Annotated in this window: 17 protein-coding genes; 9 read left to right on the top strand and 8 right to left on the bottom strand. The window is 67.2% G+C overall.

The window, feature by feature from the left end:
* Nucleotides 1-17: 17 nt before the first annotated feature.
* From A5707_RS13635 to sdhC, 4 genes are all read right to left on the bottom strand, one after another.
* A complete protein-coding gene (locus A5707_RS13635; protein ID WP_065014995.1) occupies nucleotides 18-806 on the bottom strand; it encodes a succinate dehydrogenase iron-sulfur subunit in 789 nt (262 codons plus the stop codon).
* A complete protein-coding gene (gene sdhA / locus A5707_RS13630; RefSeq protein ID WP_065014994.1) occupies nucleotides 806-2,560 on the bottom strand; it encodes a succinate dehydrogenase flavoprotein subunit in 1,755 nt (584 codons plus the stop codon). Before sdhA ends, A5707_RS13635 begins: the two co-directional genes overlap by 1 nt.
* Before the next feature lie 61 nt (nucleotides 2,561-2,621).
* Nucleotides 2,622-3,089: a succinate dehydrogenase hydrophobic membrane anchor subunit gene (locus A5707_RS13625; RefSeq protein ID WP_065014993.1), complete on the bottom strand. Its 468-nt coding sequence runs from the start codon at nucleotides 3,087-3,089 to the stop codon at nucleotides 2,622-2,624.
* Nucleotides 3,086-3,424 carry a succinate dehydrogenase, cytochrome b556 subunit gene (gene sdhC, locus A5707_RS13620; protein WP_065014992.1) on the bottom strand — a complete coding sequence of 113 codons (339 nt, stop codon included), beginning with the start codon at nucleotides 3,422-3,424 and terminating at the stop codon, nucleotides 3,086-3,088. The genes A5707_RS13625 and sdhC overlap by 4 nt, the downstream gene beginning before the upstream one ends.
* Before the next feature lie 309 nt (nucleotides 3,425-3,733).
* Here sdhC and A5707_RS13615 point away from each other — a divergent pair, with 309 nt between their 5' ends.
* From A5707_RS13615 to A5707_RS13595, 5 genes are read left to right on the top strand one after another with little or no spacing between them, the layout of a single operon-like run.
* The gene (locus tag A5707_RS13615) at nucleotides 3,734-4,126 is read left to right on the top strand and encodes a cytidine deaminase (protein ID WP_065014991.1); all 393 of its coding nucleotides are present in this window, start codon (nucleotides 3,734-3,736) and stop codon (nucleotides 4,124-4,126) included.
* Nucleotides 4,123-5,415, top strand: a complete 1,293-nt coding sequence (locus tag A5707_RS13610) for a thymidine phosphorylase (protein ID WP_065014990.1) — start codon at nucleotides 4,123-4,125, stop codon at nucleotides 5,413-5,415. The genes A5707_RS13615 and A5707_RS13610 overlap by 4 nt, the downstream gene beginning before the upstream one ends.
* The gene (locus A5707_RS13605; protein WP_065014989.1) at nucleotides 5,412-6,500 is read left to right on the top strand and encodes an adenosine deaminase; all 1,089 of its coding nucleotides are present in this window, start codon (nucleotides 5,412-5,414) and stop codon (nucleotides 6,498-6,500) included. The genes A5707_RS13610 and A5707_RS13605 overlap by 4 nt, the downstream gene beginning before the upstream one ends.
* Nucleotides 6,501-6,504: 4 nt before the next feature.
* Complete coding sequence (locus A5707_RS13600; protein WP_065014988.1) at nucleotides 6,505-7,170, top strand: phosphate ABC transporter ATP-binding protein; 666 nt, start codon at nucleotides 6,505-6,507, stop codon at nucleotides 7,168-7,170.
* A 4-nt stretch (nucleotides 7,171-7,174) separates the two neighbouring features.
* Complete coding sequence (locus A5707_RS13595; RefSeq protein ID WP_065014987.1) at nucleotides 7,175-7,951, top strand: ABC transporter permease; 777 nt, start codon at nucleotides 7,175-7,177, stop codon at nucleotides 7,949-7,951.
* 10 nt (nucleotides 7,952-7,961) lie between these two features.
* On the opposite strand, the gene A5707_RS13590 is transcribed toward A5707_RS13595, so the two are convergent.
* The gene (locus A5707_RS13590; RefSeq protein ID WP_082969456.1) at nucleotides 7,962-9,362 is read right to left on the bottom strand and encodes an NAD-dependent succinate-semialdehyde dehydrogenase; all 1,401 of its coding nucleotides are present in this window, start codon (nucleotides 9,360-9,362) and stop codon (nucleotides 7,962-7,964) included.
* An 88-nt stretch (nucleotides 9,363-9,450) separates the two neighbouring features.
* Here A5707_RS13590 and A5707_RS13585 point away from each other — a divergent pair, with 88 nt between their 5' ends.
* Nucleotides 9,451-9,942, top strand: coding sequence for a DUF3830 family protein (locus A5707_RS13585; protein ID WP_065014986.1), 492 nt, complete (start codon nucleotides 9,451-9,453; stop codon nucleotides 9,940-9,942).
* A gap of 93 nt (nucleotides 9,943-10,035) precedes the next feature.
* On the opposite strand, the gene A5707_RS13580 is transcribed toward A5707_RS13585, so the two are convergent.
* Nucleotides 10,036-11,409 carry an amidase gene (locus A5707_RS13580; protein ID WP_065014985.1) on the bottom strand — a complete coding sequence of 458 codons (1,374 nt, stop codon included), beginning with the start codon at nucleotides 11,407-11,409 and terminating at the stop codon, nucleotides 10,036-10,038.
* Between the two features lie 65 nt (nucleotides 11,410-11,474).
* Nucleotides 11,475-12,461: a D-2-hydroxyacid dehydrogenase gene (locus tag A5707_RS13575; protein WP_065014984.1), complete on the bottom strand. Its 987-nt coding sequence runs from the start codon at nucleotides 12,459-12,461 to the stop codon at nucleotides 11,475-11,477.
* Nucleotides 12,462-12,519: 58 nt separating this feature from the next.
* On the opposite strand from A5707_RS13575, the gene A5707_RS13570 reads away from it, so the two are divergent.
* The 3 genes from A5707_RS13570 to A5707_RS13560 are packed head-to-tail and all read left to right on the top strand — an operon-like array spanning nucleotide 12,520 to nucleotide 14,665.
* Nucleotides 12,520-13,278: an Asp/Glu/hydantoin racemase gene (locus A5707_RS13570; RefSeq protein ID WP_065014983.1), complete on the top strand. Its 759-nt coding sequence runs from the start codon at nucleotides 12,520-12,522 to the stop codon at nucleotides 13,276-13,278.
* A complete protein-coding gene (locus tag A5707_RS13565) occupies nucleotides 13,275-13,988 on the top strand; it encodes a maleate cis-trans isomerase (RefSeq protein ID WP_065014982.1) in 714 nt (237 codons plus the stop codon). Before A5707_RS13570 ends, A5707_RS13565 begins: the two co-directional genes overlap by 4 nt.
* A complete protein-coding gene (locus A5707_RS13560) occupies nucleotides 13,985-14,665 on the top strand; it encodes a GntR family transcriptional regulator (RefSeq protein ID WP_065014981.1) in 681 nt (226 codons plus the stop codon). The genes A5707_RS13565 and A5707_RS13560 overlap by 4 nt, the downstream gene beginning before the upstream one ends.
* Here the strand turns inward: A5707_RS13560 and A5707_RS13555 are convergent.
* A complete protein-coding gene (locus tag A5707_RS13555) occupies nucleotides 14,652-15,917 on the bottom strand; it encodes a primosomal protein (protein WP_065014980.1) in 1,266 nt (421 codons plus the stop codon). The genes A5707_RS13560 and A5707_RS13555 overlap by 14 nt on opposite strands.
* Nucleotides 15,918-15,938 lie beyond the last annotated feature (21 nt).

Genomic DNA, 15,938 nt, shown 5'->3' with positions numbered 1-15,938 from the left:
GAAGGGGGGGGCAAGCCCTAGCGCGCGAACATCAAGGCGCGCTTGACCTCTTGAATGGCCTTGGTCACCTCGATGCCCCGCGGGCAGGCTTCGGTGCAGTTGAATGTCGTGCGGCAGCGCCATACCCCGTCGACCTCGTTGAGGATGTCGAGACGCTCGGCGGCGGCCTCGTCGCGGCTGTCGAAGATGAAGCGGTGCGCGTTGACGATCGCCGCCGGCCCGAAATACGAACCCTCATGCCAGAACACCGGGCAACTGGTGGTGCAGGCCGCGCAGAGGATGCACTTGGTGGTGTCGTCGTAGCGGGCCCGGTCGGTTTGGCTTTGGATTCGCTCCCGGGTCGGCGGGTTGCCGCTGGTGATCAGGTAGGGCTTGACCGCGCGATAGGCGTCGAAGAACGGCTCCATGTCGACCACCAAGTCCTTTTCCACGGGCAGCCCGCGGATTGGCTCGATGGTGATGGTCAGTTGCTTACTCGGCTTTTTGGGCAGCAGATCCCGCATCAGCACCTTGCAGGCCAGCCGGTTGTGGCCGTTGATCCGCATCGCGTCGGAGCCGCACACCCCATGCGCGCAGGACCGGCGGAACGTCAGTGTGCCATCGAGGTAACTCTTGACGTAGATCAGCAGGTTGAGCAGCCGGTCGCTGGGCAGACACGGCACCCGGAAGCTCTGCCACCCGGCAGCGTCCGGATTTTCCGGGTTGAACCGGGCGATCTTCAGCGTCACCATCACCGCGCCGTCGGGAACCGGCGGCAACGGCGGGTCACCGGCTTCCGGGGTCTCCACAACCTCGTCTGACGACATCAGTACTTCCGTTCCTTGGGCTCGTAGCGGGTCTGCACTACCGGCTTGAAGTCCAGCCGAATGTCGCTCAGCAGCTCGCTACCCTGCTTGTAGGCCATGGTGTGGCGCATGTAGTTGGTGTCGTCGCGGTTGGGGTAGTCCTCGCGGGCGTGCCCGCCGCGGGATTCCTTGCGATTCAACGCACCCACCACGGTGACCTCGGCCAGCTCCAGCAAAAATCCCAGCTCGATGGCTTCCAGCAGATCGCTGTTGAACCGCTTCCCCTTGTCGTGCACCGTGATTCGGGAATACCGCTCTTTCAACGCGTGAATATCCGTCAACGCCTGCTTCAGCGTCTCCTCGGTGCGGAACACCGCGGCGTTGTTGTCCATGGTCTGCTGCAACGCGCCGCGGATATCGGCGACGCGTTCGTTGCCGTGCTCGGAGAGGATGTCGGAGACCCAGTTGACGACCATCCCGGCCGGCTCGGGCGGCAGCTCGACAAAGTCGCGGCCGGCCGCGTAATTGGCGGCGGCAATCCCGGCCCGGCGGCCAAAGACGTTGATATCCAACAGCGAATTGGTGCCCAGCCGGTTGGCGCCGTGCACCGAGACGCACGCGCACTCTCCTGCGGCATACAGCCCCGGAACCGTGGTGGTGTTGTCGCGCAGCACCTGCCCGGTGACCGTGGTCGGAATGCCGCCCATCACGTAGTGACAGGTCGGGTAGACCGGGACCAGTTCGTTGACCGGGTCCACACCCAAATAGGTGCGGGCGAATTCGGTGATGTCGGGCAGCTTGGCTTCCAGCACCTCTTCGCCCAGATGACGCACGTCGATGTAGACGTAGTCCTTGTTGGGCCCGGCGCCGCGGCCCTCGAGCACCTCGAGCACCATCGAGCGGGCGACGATGTCCCGCGGCGCCAGGTCGACGATTGTTGGCGCGTAGCGCTCCATGAACCGCTCACCCTCGCCGTTGAGCAGTCGGCCGCCCTCGCCGCGCACGGCTTCAGAGATCAAGATGCCCAGCCCGGCCAGGCCGGTCGGGTGGAACTGGTGAAACTCCATGTCCTCCAACGGAAGTCCCTTGCGGAACACGATGCCGATGCCGTCACCGGTCAGGGTGTGCGCATTGGAGGTAGTCTTGTACATCCGGCCCGAGCCGCCGGTGGCGATCACGACGGCCTTGGCGTGAAAGACGTGAATGTCGCCGGTGGCCAACTCGTAGGCAACCACGCCCGAAGTCACCGGGCCTTTCGGCGTCTCGGTGAGCACCAGGTCCAGCACGTAGAACTCGTTGAAGAACTGGACGTCGTGCTTGACGCAGTTCTGATACAGCGTCTGCAGAATCATGTGGCCGGTGCGGTCGGCGGCATAGCAGGACCGGCGCACCGGGGCCTTGCCGTGATCACGCGTGTGACCGCCGAACCGGCGTTGGTCGATGCGGCCCTCGGGGGTGCGGTTGAACGGCATCCCCATCTTCTCGAGGTCGAGCACCGCGTCGATGGCTTCCTTGCACATGATCTCGACGGCGTCCTGGTCGGCGAGGTAGTCGCCGCCCTTGACGGTGTCGAAGGTGTGCCATTCCCAGTTGTCGTCTTCGACGTTGGCCAGCGCCGCGCACATGCCGCCCTGCGCGGCGCCGGTGTGGCTGCGGGTCGGATAGAGCTTGGTCAACACGGCAGTCCGAACGCGCGGACCGGCTTCCACCGCGGCTCGCATGCCGGCACCGCCGGCGCCGACGATCACCACGTCGTATCGATGTTCGGAGATCATGAGCGCCGCTCCTCCTTATTGGCGCCGCTCATGCGGTGCACGGTCGGGTCGCCGGCGCGGATCATGAGATGTTCGGGTCGAAGGTCAACAACACATACGTTCCCAGCACCAGCGTGAAGATCATCGACAACGCCAGCAGCGTGTTCAGCCAGAACCGGGTGGAATCCTTGCGGGTGTAGTCGTCGATGATCGTGCGCAAGCCGTTGCCGCCATGCAACTGAGCCAGCCACAGCAGCAGCAAATCCCAGGTTTGCCAGAACGGCGAGGCCCAGCGCTGGGCAACGTAGTTGAAGTCGATGCGGTAGACACCGTCGTCCCACATCAGCATCACGAACAGATGCCCGAGCGCCAGGAAGACCAGCACGACGCCGGAAAACCGCATGAACAGCCAGGTGTATTTCTCGAAGTTGGGCATCCCGGCCCGACGGCGCGGCGCCCGCGGATTGTCCAAACCGGCGGGGCGGTCCTGGCTGCGCTGGCGCACCGGGGCGGTCTGGCCGCGGCCGAGTTGAAGGTCAGGTGTGCTCATCCGAACCGCCCCCACATGTGGATGCCGACCACCACCGTGGCCGGAACCATGACCAGCAGCCAGACGATGCCGATGGCCCACAGCATCAGCCGCTGATAGCGCGCGCCTTGCCACCAAAAGTCGATCAGAATGACCCGGATGCCGTTGAGCGCGTGGTAGAGCACGGCGGCCACCAGGCCCAGCTCCATCAAGCCCACGATCGGGGTCTTGTAGGTCTCGATGACCTCGTTGTAGGTCTGCGGGGCCACCCGGACCAGCGCAGTGTCCAGCACGTGGACGAACAGGAAAAAGAAGATCGTGGCGCCGGTGATGCGGTGCAGCACCCACGACCACATACCTGGATCGCCGCGATACAGACTCCGGCGCAGCGGCCGAACCCGCGATCCTGGCACTGCCGAGGATGTCGTCATCACCGCCTCCGGAATCTCGTGTCGACCCGCCGCGGCCCGGCTTCGCCGCGCTTGCGATGGCCACCAGTGAATGGATGGACCGTCGGGTGGACTCTAAACCCATTTATCGGCTGGATAAACCACTGCGCGGCCGCCGACGCTTTGGACGGCGGTGGATCTAGGCTGGCGTTGTGAGTTAACCAACAGTGAACGGAGCCCGCCCCGTGTATTGCACCCACGTTCGTTGCCGCGACGATGACCGACACTGTTGACTGGAAACTACTGCGCGACAAGGCGATCCAGGTAGCGCAGGGCGCATACGCGCCGTATTCGGGACTGCGGGTGGGGGCAGCGGCGTTGGTCGACGATCGCCGCGTGATCACCGGCTGCAATGTGGAGAATGTCTCATATGGCCTAGGTCTCTGCGCCGAGTGTGCTGTGGTGTGCGCCCTACATTCCGGCGGCGGCGGGCGGCTGGTTGCGCTGTCCTGCCTCGAGGCCGGTGGCTCACTGTTGATGCCGTGTGGGCGATGCCGCCAGGTGTTGCTGGAGCACGGCGGCCCGCAGCTGCTAATCGATCACGCCGACGGTCCGCGCCGGCTCGGTGACCTGTTGCCCGACGCTTTCGGCCCGGACGATCTAGCGTGACCTTCGACGCGCCGACGGTCATCAAGGCCAAACGCGACGGCAATCGGCTGTCGGATGACGCGATCGACTGGGTCGTCGACGCTTACACCGGCGGCGATGTCGCCGAGGAACAAATGGCGGCGCTGCTGATGGCGATTGTTTTGCAGGGCATGGACGCCGACGAAACCGCTCGCTGGACGGCGGCGATGATCGCCTCCGGTGAGCGGTTGGACTTCGGCGATCTGCGTCGCGACGGGGCGCCGCTGCCCACGGTCGACAAGCACTCCACCGGCGGGGTCGGCGACAAGATCACGCTGCCGTTGGTCGCCGTCGTCGCCGCCTGCGGTGCCGCGGTGCCCCAGGCGTCGGGCCGCGGGCTCGGCCACACCGGCGGGACGCTCGACAAGCTGGAATCGATCGCCGGCTTCACCGCGAGCCTGTCGAATCACCAAGTCCGCCAACAACTCCGCGACGTCGGCGCGGCCATCTTCGCGGCCGGTCGGTTGGCGCCGGCCGACGCCAAACTCTATGCACTGCGTGATGTCACCGGCACCGTGGAATCGCTGCCGCTGATCGCCAGCTCGGTGATGAGCAAGAAACTGGCCGAAGGAGCCGGCGCGCTGGTGCTCGACGTCAAGGTCGGTTCCGGAGCGTTCATGAAGTCGCGGCCGCAGGCCGAGGAGCTGGCCCGCGTCATGGTGCGGCTGGGCGACGCGCACGGCGTACCCACCTGCGCCATGCTCACCGACATGAACGCTCCGCTCGGCCGAACCGCAGGCAATGCGCTGGAGGTGGCCGAAGCCCTCGAGGTGCTGGCCGGCGGCGGACCACCCGACGTGGTGGAGCTGACCCTGCAGCTGGCCGCCGAGATGCTGCAGCTCGCCCGGGTCGACGGCCACGATCCGGCCCAGACGTTGGGCGACGGTACCGCGATGGACCGATTCCGGGCGTTAGTGGCCGCGCAGCAGGGGGACTTGTCGGTACCGTTGCCAATCGGTAGGTGTTCCGAAACCGTCATCGCGACCCGGGGCGGCACAATGGGCGACATCGAGGCAATGGCAGTTGGGCTGGCGGCATGGCGGCTCGGTGCGGGCAGGTCCCGACCGGGCGAGCAGGTGCAGCCCGGGGCCGGAATCCGGATCCACCGCCGCCCCGGCGAACCGGTGGCCGCCGGCGACCCGCTGTTCACCCTCTACACCGACACCCCCGAACGCTTCGGCGCGGCGATGGCCGAACTGGACGGCGCGTGGAGCATCGGTGACACCCCGCCGGCCCGCCGGCCGCTGATCATCGATCGGATTGGGTCATGACCACACCGCTGAGCCTGGAGATGATCCGGCAGGCGCCGAAGGCGTTGTTGCACGATCACCTCGACGGGGGGCTGCGCCCGGCGACCGTCCTGGACATCGCCGCCCAGACCGGATACGACGATCTGCCGGCCACCGACGTCGACGAGCTGGCCACCTGGTTTCGCACCGCGTCGCACAGCGGCTCGCTGGAGCGCTACCTGGAACCGTTCTCGCACACTGTCGCGGTCATGCAGACTCCCGAGGCGCTGCATCGGGTGGCCTGCGAATGCGTGGAAGACCTGGCCGCCGACGCGGTGGTCTACGCCGAGGTGCGATTTGCTCCCGAGCTGCACATCAACCGTGGGCTGTCCTTCGACGAAGTCACCGACGCCGTGCTGGCAGGCTTCGCCGACGGCGAGAAGGCGGCCGCAGCCGAGGGGCGCGCCATCACGGTGCGCTGTCTGGTCACCGCCATGCGGCACGCCGCGCTGTCCCGGGAGATCGCCGAGCTGGCGATCCGATTCCGGGACAAGGGCGTTGTCGGATTCGACATCGCCGGCGCGGAGGCCGGCTACCCGCCCACCCGCCATCTCGACGCATTCGAATACATGCGAAACCACAACGCCCGCTTCACCATTCATGCTGGTGAAGCATTCGGCTTGCCGTCCATCCACGAGGCGATCGCGTTCTGCGGCGCCGACCGGCTGGGCCACGGGGTGCGGATCGTCGACGACATCGACGTCGAGCCCGACGGCCGGGTCCGATTGGGGCGGCTGGCATCGCTCCTGCGGGACAAGCGGATTCCGTTCGAGATGTGCCCCAGCTCCAACGTGCAGACCGGCGCGGTCGACAGCATCGCCAACCACCCGTTCGACCTGCTGGCGCGGGCCCGATTCCGGGTGACGATCAACACCGACAACCGGCTGATGAGCGACACCTTCATGAGCCGCGAAATGCATCGGCTGGTCGAGGCTTTCGGTTACGGCTGGACTGACCTCGAGCGCTTCACCATCAACGCGATGAAGTCGGCCTTCATTCCGTTCGACGAGCGGTTGGCGATCATTGACGACGTCATCAAACCGCGGTACGCGGTGCTGGTCGGCTAGCGCAGTGGCCGCTACCGACTCGGTGTTCGACTTCGCCGATGTCGTGGTGCAGCGTGACACTGTCCGCGCGCTGGACGGGTTCACCGCCGAGATCCCGAAAAAGGGAGTCACGGTGGTGTTCGGCCCGTCGGGATCGGGCAAGTCGACGTTGCTGCGATTGTGCAATCGGCTGGAGGTGCCAACCGGCGGGCGAGTGTTGTTCTACGGCAACGACGTTGAAGACGCCGACCCGCTGTGGTTGCGCCGCCAAGTGGGCATGTGTTTCCAGCGCCCGACACCGTTTCCCGGCACCGTCAGTGACAACCTGCGGGCCGCCGACCCGCAGGCGTCGGAGGCGCAGATGCGCGACATGCTCGGGCGGGTGGCGTTGACCGGGTCGTGGCTGGATCGCGACGCGACGGCGCTGTCCGGCGGCGAGGCGCAGCGGATGTGCTTGGCCCGCACACTAATTGCGCAGCCGCAGGTGCTGCTGCTGGACGAGCCGACCTCGGCCGTCGACAACACCGCGGCGCGCGCCATCGAGCAGGCGGTGCGCGCACTGGCCGACGAGGACGGAATTCCTGCGCTGTGGGTCACCCACGATTCGGCGCAGGTTGAGCGCATTGCCGATTGGGTGGTGCAAATCGACCGGGGCCGCTGCACCGGGGCCGGACCGGCAGCAGGGAGGTGACGCGATGAACGGCGAGGTCGGATGGCTTGGGCTGGCGATATCGCTGGCGTTGGTGGGGTTCGCGGCCGCAATCTCGCTATGGCAGCGGCTGGATTTGGAACGCCAGGTGGTGTGGTCGGCGGTGCGCGCGCTGGTGCAGCTGCTGCTGGTGGGTGGCGTATTGGTCTTACTGTTCGAGCCGGGCCGGTCGATGTGGTGGTCGTGGGCGTGGACGGCGGGCATGGTCGCCTATGCCGGCGATGTCGCGCGCAGACGCGCACCGGAGGTGCCTCGGCTGGGACCGTTGGCGATCGCCGCGTTTGCCACCGCGGCGGTGGTCACGCTCGGCGTGATCTTCGGGCTGCGGGTGTTTCCTTTGGAGCCTCGGACCCTGGTGCCGATTGCGGGCATGATGATCGGCAACTCGATGACGGCCACGGTGCTGGTGGCCCGCCGGCTGGTCGATGAGTTGCGCGACAAACGCGACGAGGTCGAAGCCCGACTGGCTCTCGCGCAGCCCTACCGGCAAGCTGCCGCCCCGTATCTGCGAACGGCATTGCGGTCGGCGCTGACGCCGCAGATCGAAACCACCAAGGCCACCGGCCTGGTTTTCTTGCCCGGCGCGATGACCGGGCTCATCCTCGCCGGGGTATCGCCGGTCGAGGCGGTCCTTGTGCAGGCGGTCGTGATGTTTCTGATCTTGGGTTCGGTCGCAGTCACCACCGTGGTGGTGGCGCTTGGCCTGGTGCGTCGGATATTCACCCGCGACCACCGACTGCTGCCACTCGGCCGTCGGGCATAGACCGATCGGCTTACCGGGCCGCGCCGATGTACTTGGTTTCCAGGAATTCGGCAATGCCGAGAAAGCCGCCTTCGCGGCCGAGCCCGGACTGCTTGACCCCGCCGAACGGGCCGGACGGTGTGGAGACTACGCCCTGGTTGAGGCCGACCATCCCGGTGTCGAGCGCCTCGGCCACTCGCCAGCCGCGCCGGGTGTCATTGGTGTAGAGGTAGGCGACCAGGCCGTATTCGGTGTCGTTGGCCCGTGCGACGACCTCGTCCTCGGTGTCGAAGGCGCTGACTGCGGCCACCGGCCCGAAGATCTCGGTGCACGCCATCTCGGCATCGTCGGGAACATCGGTGAGAACCGTTGGGGGATAGAAGTATCCGGGCATGTCGAGGCGCTGCCCGCCGAGTCGCACGGTGGCCCCGCGGGCGCGGGCGTCGGCGACCAATGCCGACACCTTGGCCACCGCGTCGCCATCGATCAGCGGCCCGACGTGAACCCCGGGCTCGGTGCCGCGCCCGACTTTCAGCGCGCCCATCCGGTCGACGAGCGCGGCGGTGAACGACTCGGCGATGGCGCGCTGGACGTAGATGCGGTTGGCGGCGGTGCACGCCTGGCCGATGTTGCGCATCTTGGCCGCCAGTGCTCCGTCGACCGCCTCGTCGACGTCGGCGTCGTCGAACACGATGAACGGTGCGTTGCCGCCGAGTTCCATCGAGGTGCGTTTGACGGTCTGGGCGCATTGCGCCAGCAGCACCCGGCCGACGGCGGTGGAGCCGGTGAACGACAGCTTGCGGGCCCGCGGGTCGGCCAGCAACGGGGCCATCGCCGCGGCGGGATCGGTGGTGGTCACCACGGTGACGACGCCGTCGGGAACACCGGCTTCGTGCAGAATGCCCAGCAGCGCAAGCATTGACAGTGGGGTCTGCTCGGCCGGCTTGACCACACAGGTGCAGCCCGCGGCCAGGGCCGGGCCGATCTTGCGGGTGCCCATCGCCAGCGGAAAGTTCCACGGGGTGACGAGCAGCGACGGCCCGACCGGCTGGTGGGTGACCAGCAGCCGGGACCGGCCGTCGGGTGAGGTCATCAACCCGCCGTCGATCCGCAGCGCCTCACCGGCGAACCAGCGGAAGAACTCGGCCGCGTAGCGCACCTCACCTGCCGCCTCCGGCAGCGGTTTGCCCATCTCGAGCGTCATCAGCAGGGCCAACTCGTCGGTGCGCTCGATCATCAGTTGATAGGCGCGGGTCAAGACGTCGGCCCGCTGGGTGGGGGTGGTCGCCGCCCAGCACGGCTGCGCCGCGACCGCGGCGTCGAGGCAGGCGGTGGCCTGGCCCGGTCCCATGTCCAGCACCGCGCCGATCGGCTGCTCGGTCGCGGGGTCGACGACGTCGAATCGGGTGCCGTCGGCCGGTTGCTGTTCCATGGCCCGGGCCACCACCATGCGTTCGGTATCCGTCGGCACGCCACTATGCTAGTGAATTGTCAACAATCGACAAAGGTAGGGAGCCGACGTGGCGCGCTTTATCTCGATCACGCTGACCAAGCGCAACGTGTCCTGCCGGGCGCGGTTGCTGGACGATCAAGCGCCGCGCACCTGCGCGGCGGTCTGGGATGCGTTGCCGGTGGCCGGTCAGGCCTACCACGGGAAGTACGCCCGTAACGAGGTGTACGCGCTGCTACCGCCGCTGGGTACGCCGGGCCGTGAAAACTGTACGGTGACACCGATTCCCGGCGACGTGTGCTTCTTCGGCTTCGAGGCGTCCGAGATCGGCAACCCGGCCTACGGCTATGACGAAGGCTCCGAGGCGCATTCGCCGCGAGGGGCCACCGATCTGGCAATCTTCTACGGCCGCAACAACTTACTGATCAACGGGGACGTCGGCTGGGTGCCCGGTAATGTGTTCGCCACGATCGAAGAGGGGCTCGACGACATCGCCGCGGCTTGCACCGACCTGTGGATGGGTGGCGCGATCGGCGAGCAATTGGCCTTCGCCCGCGCCTAGCTCGTTGGCCCGTCCCTGCCGCGAGCGTGCGCAAAAACGGTGTCGCGCTCGGCGTGTCGGCCGGGGACACGCACGCTCGCGCCAACGGAGGGGCTAACCGAGCACCTGTTCGGCGAACCGGCCCACGGCCAGCACCAGGTCGTCGCTGTGGCGGGGGCCGACAATCTGCAGACCAATCGGCAGCCCGTCGCGGGTCACCCCGATCGGGATACTCAGCGCCGGCTGCTGAGTCATGTTGAACGGGTAGGTGAATGGTGTCCACTGCGCCCACCAACGCATCCCGGACCCGACCGGCACGTCGTGACCGGCGGTGAACGCCGGGATCGGCGTCGTCGGGGTGATCAGCAGGTTGTGCGTTTCGTGGAACTGCCCCATCGCCAGCCCCAGGTCGACACAGACCTGTCGCGCGTCGAGGTAGTCGACCCCCGATACGGTCAGCCCCCGGTCCCACATCTCCACCAGACCGGGGTCGACGAGGTCGCGGCTCTGGTCGCCGTAGCCGCGCAAGCTGCCGGCCACCCCGGTGGCCCAGACGATTTCGAACGCGTCAATCGGATCGGCGAAGCCGGGATCGGCCTCGACGACGTTGAGCCCGGCATCGGCCAGCGCCCGCACCGCCGTCGCCACCGCCGACGCGATTTCCGGATCGACCTCGACGTAGCCCAGCGTGGGCGAGTAGGCGACGCCCAAACCCACGACGTCCCGGTGGAGTTCGCCGCGATAGGTGGCCAACGTCGGTGGCAGCGAGGTCGGATCACGATGGTCGGGCAGCGCGATGATGTCCATCAACATCGCGGCGTCCTCGACGGTCCGGGTGATCGGCCCGCCATGAGCCAGCGGACCGAACGGGCTGATCGGATACATCGGCACCCGGCCATGGGTGGGCTTGAAGCCGACCACTCCGCAAAAGCTGGCCGGAATCCGGATGCTGCCGCCGCCGTCAGTGCCGATCGACAACGGCGCCATGCCGGCGGCCACTGCCGCGGCGCTGCCCCCCGACGAGCCGCCCGCTGTACGACTGGCATCGACCGGGTTGCGGGTCACCCCGTGCAACGCGCTGTCGGTCACGCCTTTCCAGGCCAATTCCGGGGTGGTGGTCTTGCCGAGCATCACCATGCCGTCGTTGCGGATCTTGCCGACCGCCGGGCTGTCATCGGGCCAGGGCCCGGCGGCGTCGGTGAGCCGCGAGCCGCGCAGGGTGGGCCAGCCGGCGGTGCGGAACACGTCCTTGATGGCGACCGGCACACCGTCGAGCAGTCCCTTGGTGTAGTGGCCCTGCCAACGGGCCTCGGACTTGCGGGCCTGCGCCAGCGCCGCCTCCTCGTCGACCAGGCAGAAGGCGTTGATCTCGCCGTCACGCTCGGCGATGACCGATAGCGCGGCCGCAGTCGCCTCGACGGGCGAGAGTTCGCCGGATGTATAGGCAGCGACCATCTGCAGCGCAGTCAGGTCGGTCGGCTGGGTCATGGTGCGCCGCTCCTCTTCATCGCTTCGCTCTGCATCGTCGCTGGCGGTGTCATGCGCGCGACTCCTTAACCGGCCCCGGTCGGCGCGTAGCCGCGGTGCTTGTCGACGACATTGTGTAATGGTTGACCGGCGCGGTAGCGGCGAAAGTTGGCGATGAACTGCCGCTGCAGTTCGACGGTCCACCCGTGCACGTCGCCGCTATTGTGCGGCGTCAGAACAACATTGGGCGCAGACCAGAGCGGATGGCCCGGCGGCAACGGTTCCGGATCGACGACGTCGAGGGCGGCGCCGGCAAGTCGCCCGTCCTGCAGCGCCGCCACCAGCGCGTCGGTCACCACCAACTCACCGCGGCCAATGTTGATCAACCGCGCTCGCGGCGGCATGGCGGCCAGTGCTTCGGCGTCCACGAGTCCGCGGGTCTGCGGCGTCAGCGGAGCGGCGAGCACCACATAGTCGGCGTCGGCCACTGCGGCATGCAGGTCCGCGGTGATCTCGCCGAAGTCTGTATCGGCGCGCGGGGTGCGTCCGACACCGTGCACGTTCATGCCGACGGCCCGCAGTAACCGGGCGATGGCCCGGCCGACGGGGCCGGTGCCGACGACGACGACCGATGCGCCGGCGATCGGCTCCGATTCGAAGTGACGCCACTGTTGAGCGTCCTGCGCACGCATCGACCGCCGAAAGTCCTTGGCGAAGGCCAAGATCTGGCCCAATACGTATTCGGCGATCGGACGTTCGAAGATGCCACGCGAGTTGGTGAGAACCACTGGGCTGTCGATCAGATCGTCGAACAGCACCGCATCCACTCCGACGGCCGCGACCTGCACCCAGCGCAGCGAATCGGCGGCAGGCCAGGCCGACCGCAACGCCGGCGAGGAAAAGTCGTAGACGAAGAGCACATCGGCGCCCGGCAAGGCGTCGGCCAGCCGCGACGACGGCACCAGCCGCAGTTCGGCGTCCGCATCGATCGAGGAAAGTTGGCCGGGGACCGACTCGCCGTGTTGGACCGTGACGACAGAGCGCGCGCCCACATTGACACGGTAGAAACACATCGTATGATTGTCAACAATCCAGGGCCGGCCTGGAGTGGTACGTCAGTTGGGACCACCCATGGATCTGTCGAGCTTGCCAGAGTTCGACGGACCAGTTGAGCAACGAGGCATCGGCATCATCGCGCCCTTCGATTTGGCATTAGAACGCGAGTTGTGGCGGTGGATCCCGGCCGACGTGTCCCTGCACTTGGCCCGCACCCACTATGAACCCGTTCCGGTGAGCCGGCTGATGGCCGAACTGGTTTCGAACACAAGCCATCTGGAGGCGGCGACCCGTGACGTGCTGCACGTCGAGCCCGAGGTGGTCGCTTACCTATGTACTTCGGGTAGTTTCGTCCACGGCGTGGAGTATGAAAAGACCTTGGTCGCCGCCATCGAAGCGGCCGGCGCCAATACCGCTGTCACGACATCAGGTGCGTTGGCCGAAGCCATTACAGCGCTGAAGGTTTCCCGGATATCCGTGATCACGCCCTATGACGAAGAGTTGACCGAACTTCTGCACATCTTCCTCAACCAGCTGGGCGTGACGGTGCTGCAATCCGATTATCTCGGCCTGGGCGGCGGTATTTGGAAGGTGAACTACCGCACGGTGGCTGAACGGATCGTCGCTGCCGACCATCCCGACGCGCAGGCTATCTTTGTCAGCTGCACGAACCTGCGCACCTACGACATCATCGCTCCGCTGGAGGAAATGCTCGGCAAGCCGATCCTGACGGCCAACCAGCTGACCATGTGGGCGTGCCTGGGCCGGATGGAGCTACCGATGATGGGGCCGGGCCGGTGGTTGCGCGACGTCTTCGCGGAGGTACGGCGATGAACGACACCGTCGGCTTCATCTATCCGGACCACGCCGCGGAATCCGACTACCCGTGGGCTGCTGAGCGGCTCGGGGTGAACCTGGCCGTGGTGCACGTGTACGGAACCGACCTGCACGCCGTCGACGAGTTGCGCGACCTGGGCAGCCCGGAAAAACTGGCCGAGGGCGCGGCGTTGTTGCAGCCGCACCGGCCGGATGCGGTGATGTTCGCCTGCACCTCAGGGGGATTCGTCTACGGGCCCGACGGGGCGGTCGAGCAGGCCGAGGGACTGTCCAAGGCGGCCGGAGTGCCGGCGTCGAGCACCTCCTTCGCGTTCGTCCATGCCCTGGCCGCACTGGGCTGCTCGCGGGTTGCCGTAGCGGCCAGCTATCCGCGAGACATCGCCGACCTGTTCGTCAGTTTTCTTGCCGCACATGACATCAGCGTCGAATCGATGGGCAATGCCGGTATCGACACCGCCGCCGAAGTGGGGCGGCTGGACCCGGAACAGGTGCAGAAGCTGGCCCAACGCAACGACAATCCGAATGCCGACGCGCTGCTGATCCCGGACACCGCCATGCACACCGTGGCGCAGGTCGAGGCACTCGAGCGCCTGCTCGACAAGCCGGTGTTGACCGCCAACGCGGTCACCGTGTGGGAGGGCTTGCGAATTGCGGGGATAACGAGGCACGTCACCGGCCTGGGGTCACTGTTCGGGGAGCGACGATGAGGGTGTCGGATCCGGCAGCCTTCGAGCCGCTGAGCAGACAGTCGACGGCCGAACTGATCGCCGAGCGGCTGCGCGACGCTATCACCCGCGGCCAGTTGGCCCCCGGTCAACAGCTGGGCGAAGCCGGCCTTGCTGCCCAGTTCGCGGTGTCGCGCGGCCCGCTGCGGGAGGCGATGCAACGTCTGGTGGCCGAGGGGCTGTTGCGCAGCGAACGCCACCGCGGCATCTTCGTGGTCGAGCTCACCGAAGCCGACGTGTCTGACGTGTACCGGGTCCGTAAAGCCATCGAGCGCGCCGCCATCGAGGAGATTCTGTGTGACGACACCGCGGCTGCCCGGGCCCGTCTGGGGGTGCCCGTCGACGCGATGATCGCGGCGGCCGCGCGCCTTGATGCCGCAGCAGTGGCGGACGCGGATCAGCAGTTCCACGAGGTGCTGGTCGCGTGCGCCGGCAGCCCGCGACTGCATCGGGCGATGCGCACCCTGTTGCTGGAAACCCGGATGCTGCTCGGCGAACTGCAGGACACCTACCCGGACCTGGCCGAGCAGGTCGCCGAGCATGTGACGCTGCGCGACGCCATCGGCTCCGGTGATAAGGCAGCGGCGCTGCGGCTCATCGACGAGCACATGGACGACGCGGTCCGACGGCTGTTGGCGCTGCGCGCTATTCGCGCCTGAGCCGCGACTCCACAAACCGGTCCAGCGCCTCCCACTCGCGCACCACCTCGGCAAACGGGGCGGCCGGCTTGCTCGCCGAACCCGGCTCCAAGACGTAGGCCACGAACTTGCCCAGCGGGCGTTCGTCCGTCAGCGCCTTGTCGACGGTGTTGTCCTCGGCGTAATCCCCGACATCGCGCAGCAACTCCACGGCCAGGTCGAGCTGCTCCCGGTCCACCGCGTCCGGCCCGTCGGCAAGATCATCGCCGAGACCAGTCAGCACGTAGACGTTGTCGTCGGTGACCTCGACCTGCAGCGAGCCGTCGGTGGCGGCGGTGCGGATGTCGTCATAGGTGCTCAAATCCGACAGGTCATGGTCGTGCTCGTCGGCCAGATACCGCGCCAGCGCCCGCTCCGAGCTGAACACACTGACCCGCCCGTTGCGGCCCAAGAAGATCGGACGATCGTCGAAATAGCACCGCAGGGTGTAAAACGTGCCCGCGCCGGTCATGAGCTGGATCGGGTCGATGCCCACCTTTTCCCAGAAGTCCTCGTCGCCGCCGAGCACCGCAGTGTCACCAGGCGCCCGGGTCTCCACTTCCTCGGCGGCATCGTCGGCCGACTCGGTCTCGTCCGTCGCTGCTTGCTCGACGTCGTCTTCCTCGGGCTCTTCGGGCGGTTCCGCCAGTTCGTCGGCGGCCTTCGCCGCCGCGGCGGCGTCGACGTCGGGAGTGCTGATGACGCCGTCGACGGCGGCCAGCACGTCATCCCAGCTGCGGGCGATGACCTCGGCGATCGCATGCCAGCGCCGCAGCCCGGCTTTGCCGGTGAAGTGATCGATGCCGCCGGCCACCGTGCCCAGACTCGGGTTGCCGTTGAAGAACTTCATCACCGCCGGCAGCTCGCAGACCGAGCCGATCGAGGACACCACGGCCAGCGTGCCGGCCAGCGCGGTCACCGACTCCTCGGTCGGCTTCTCGGCGACCACCTCCTCGACCGCGACCAGGTCGAACTGCCGATCTTCGGCCGGGTCCAGCTTGTGCGCGTTGGCCTCGGTCAGCCGCTGCCACCCCGGGTGGTCGACCAGGTCGTTGTCGGTGTTGGTCCGCACGAAGGCGACCAGGTCAGCGGCCGTCTCGAAGCCGTACAAGTCTTCGTCGTGGCCGAGGAACGCCTCCCACTCGTCACCGGCATCGCGCCAGCGGGGCGCCCAGATGGTGTAGCGGTCACCGGCGGTCAGGCTCAGGCGGATCGGCACGAGGTCAGCAGCCATGCGGCACAGAATAACGACGGG

The organism is Mycobacterium kyorinense (assembly GCF_001672775.1).
In the GTDB taxonomy this organism is placed as follows: domain Bacteria; phylum Actinomycetota; class Actinomycetes; order Mycobacteriales; family Mycobacteriaceae; genus Mycobacterium; species Mycobacterium kyorinense_A.
Note: the sequence above shows the minus strand (reverse complement) of the source record. Positions and strands in the feature narration are given on the sequence as shown.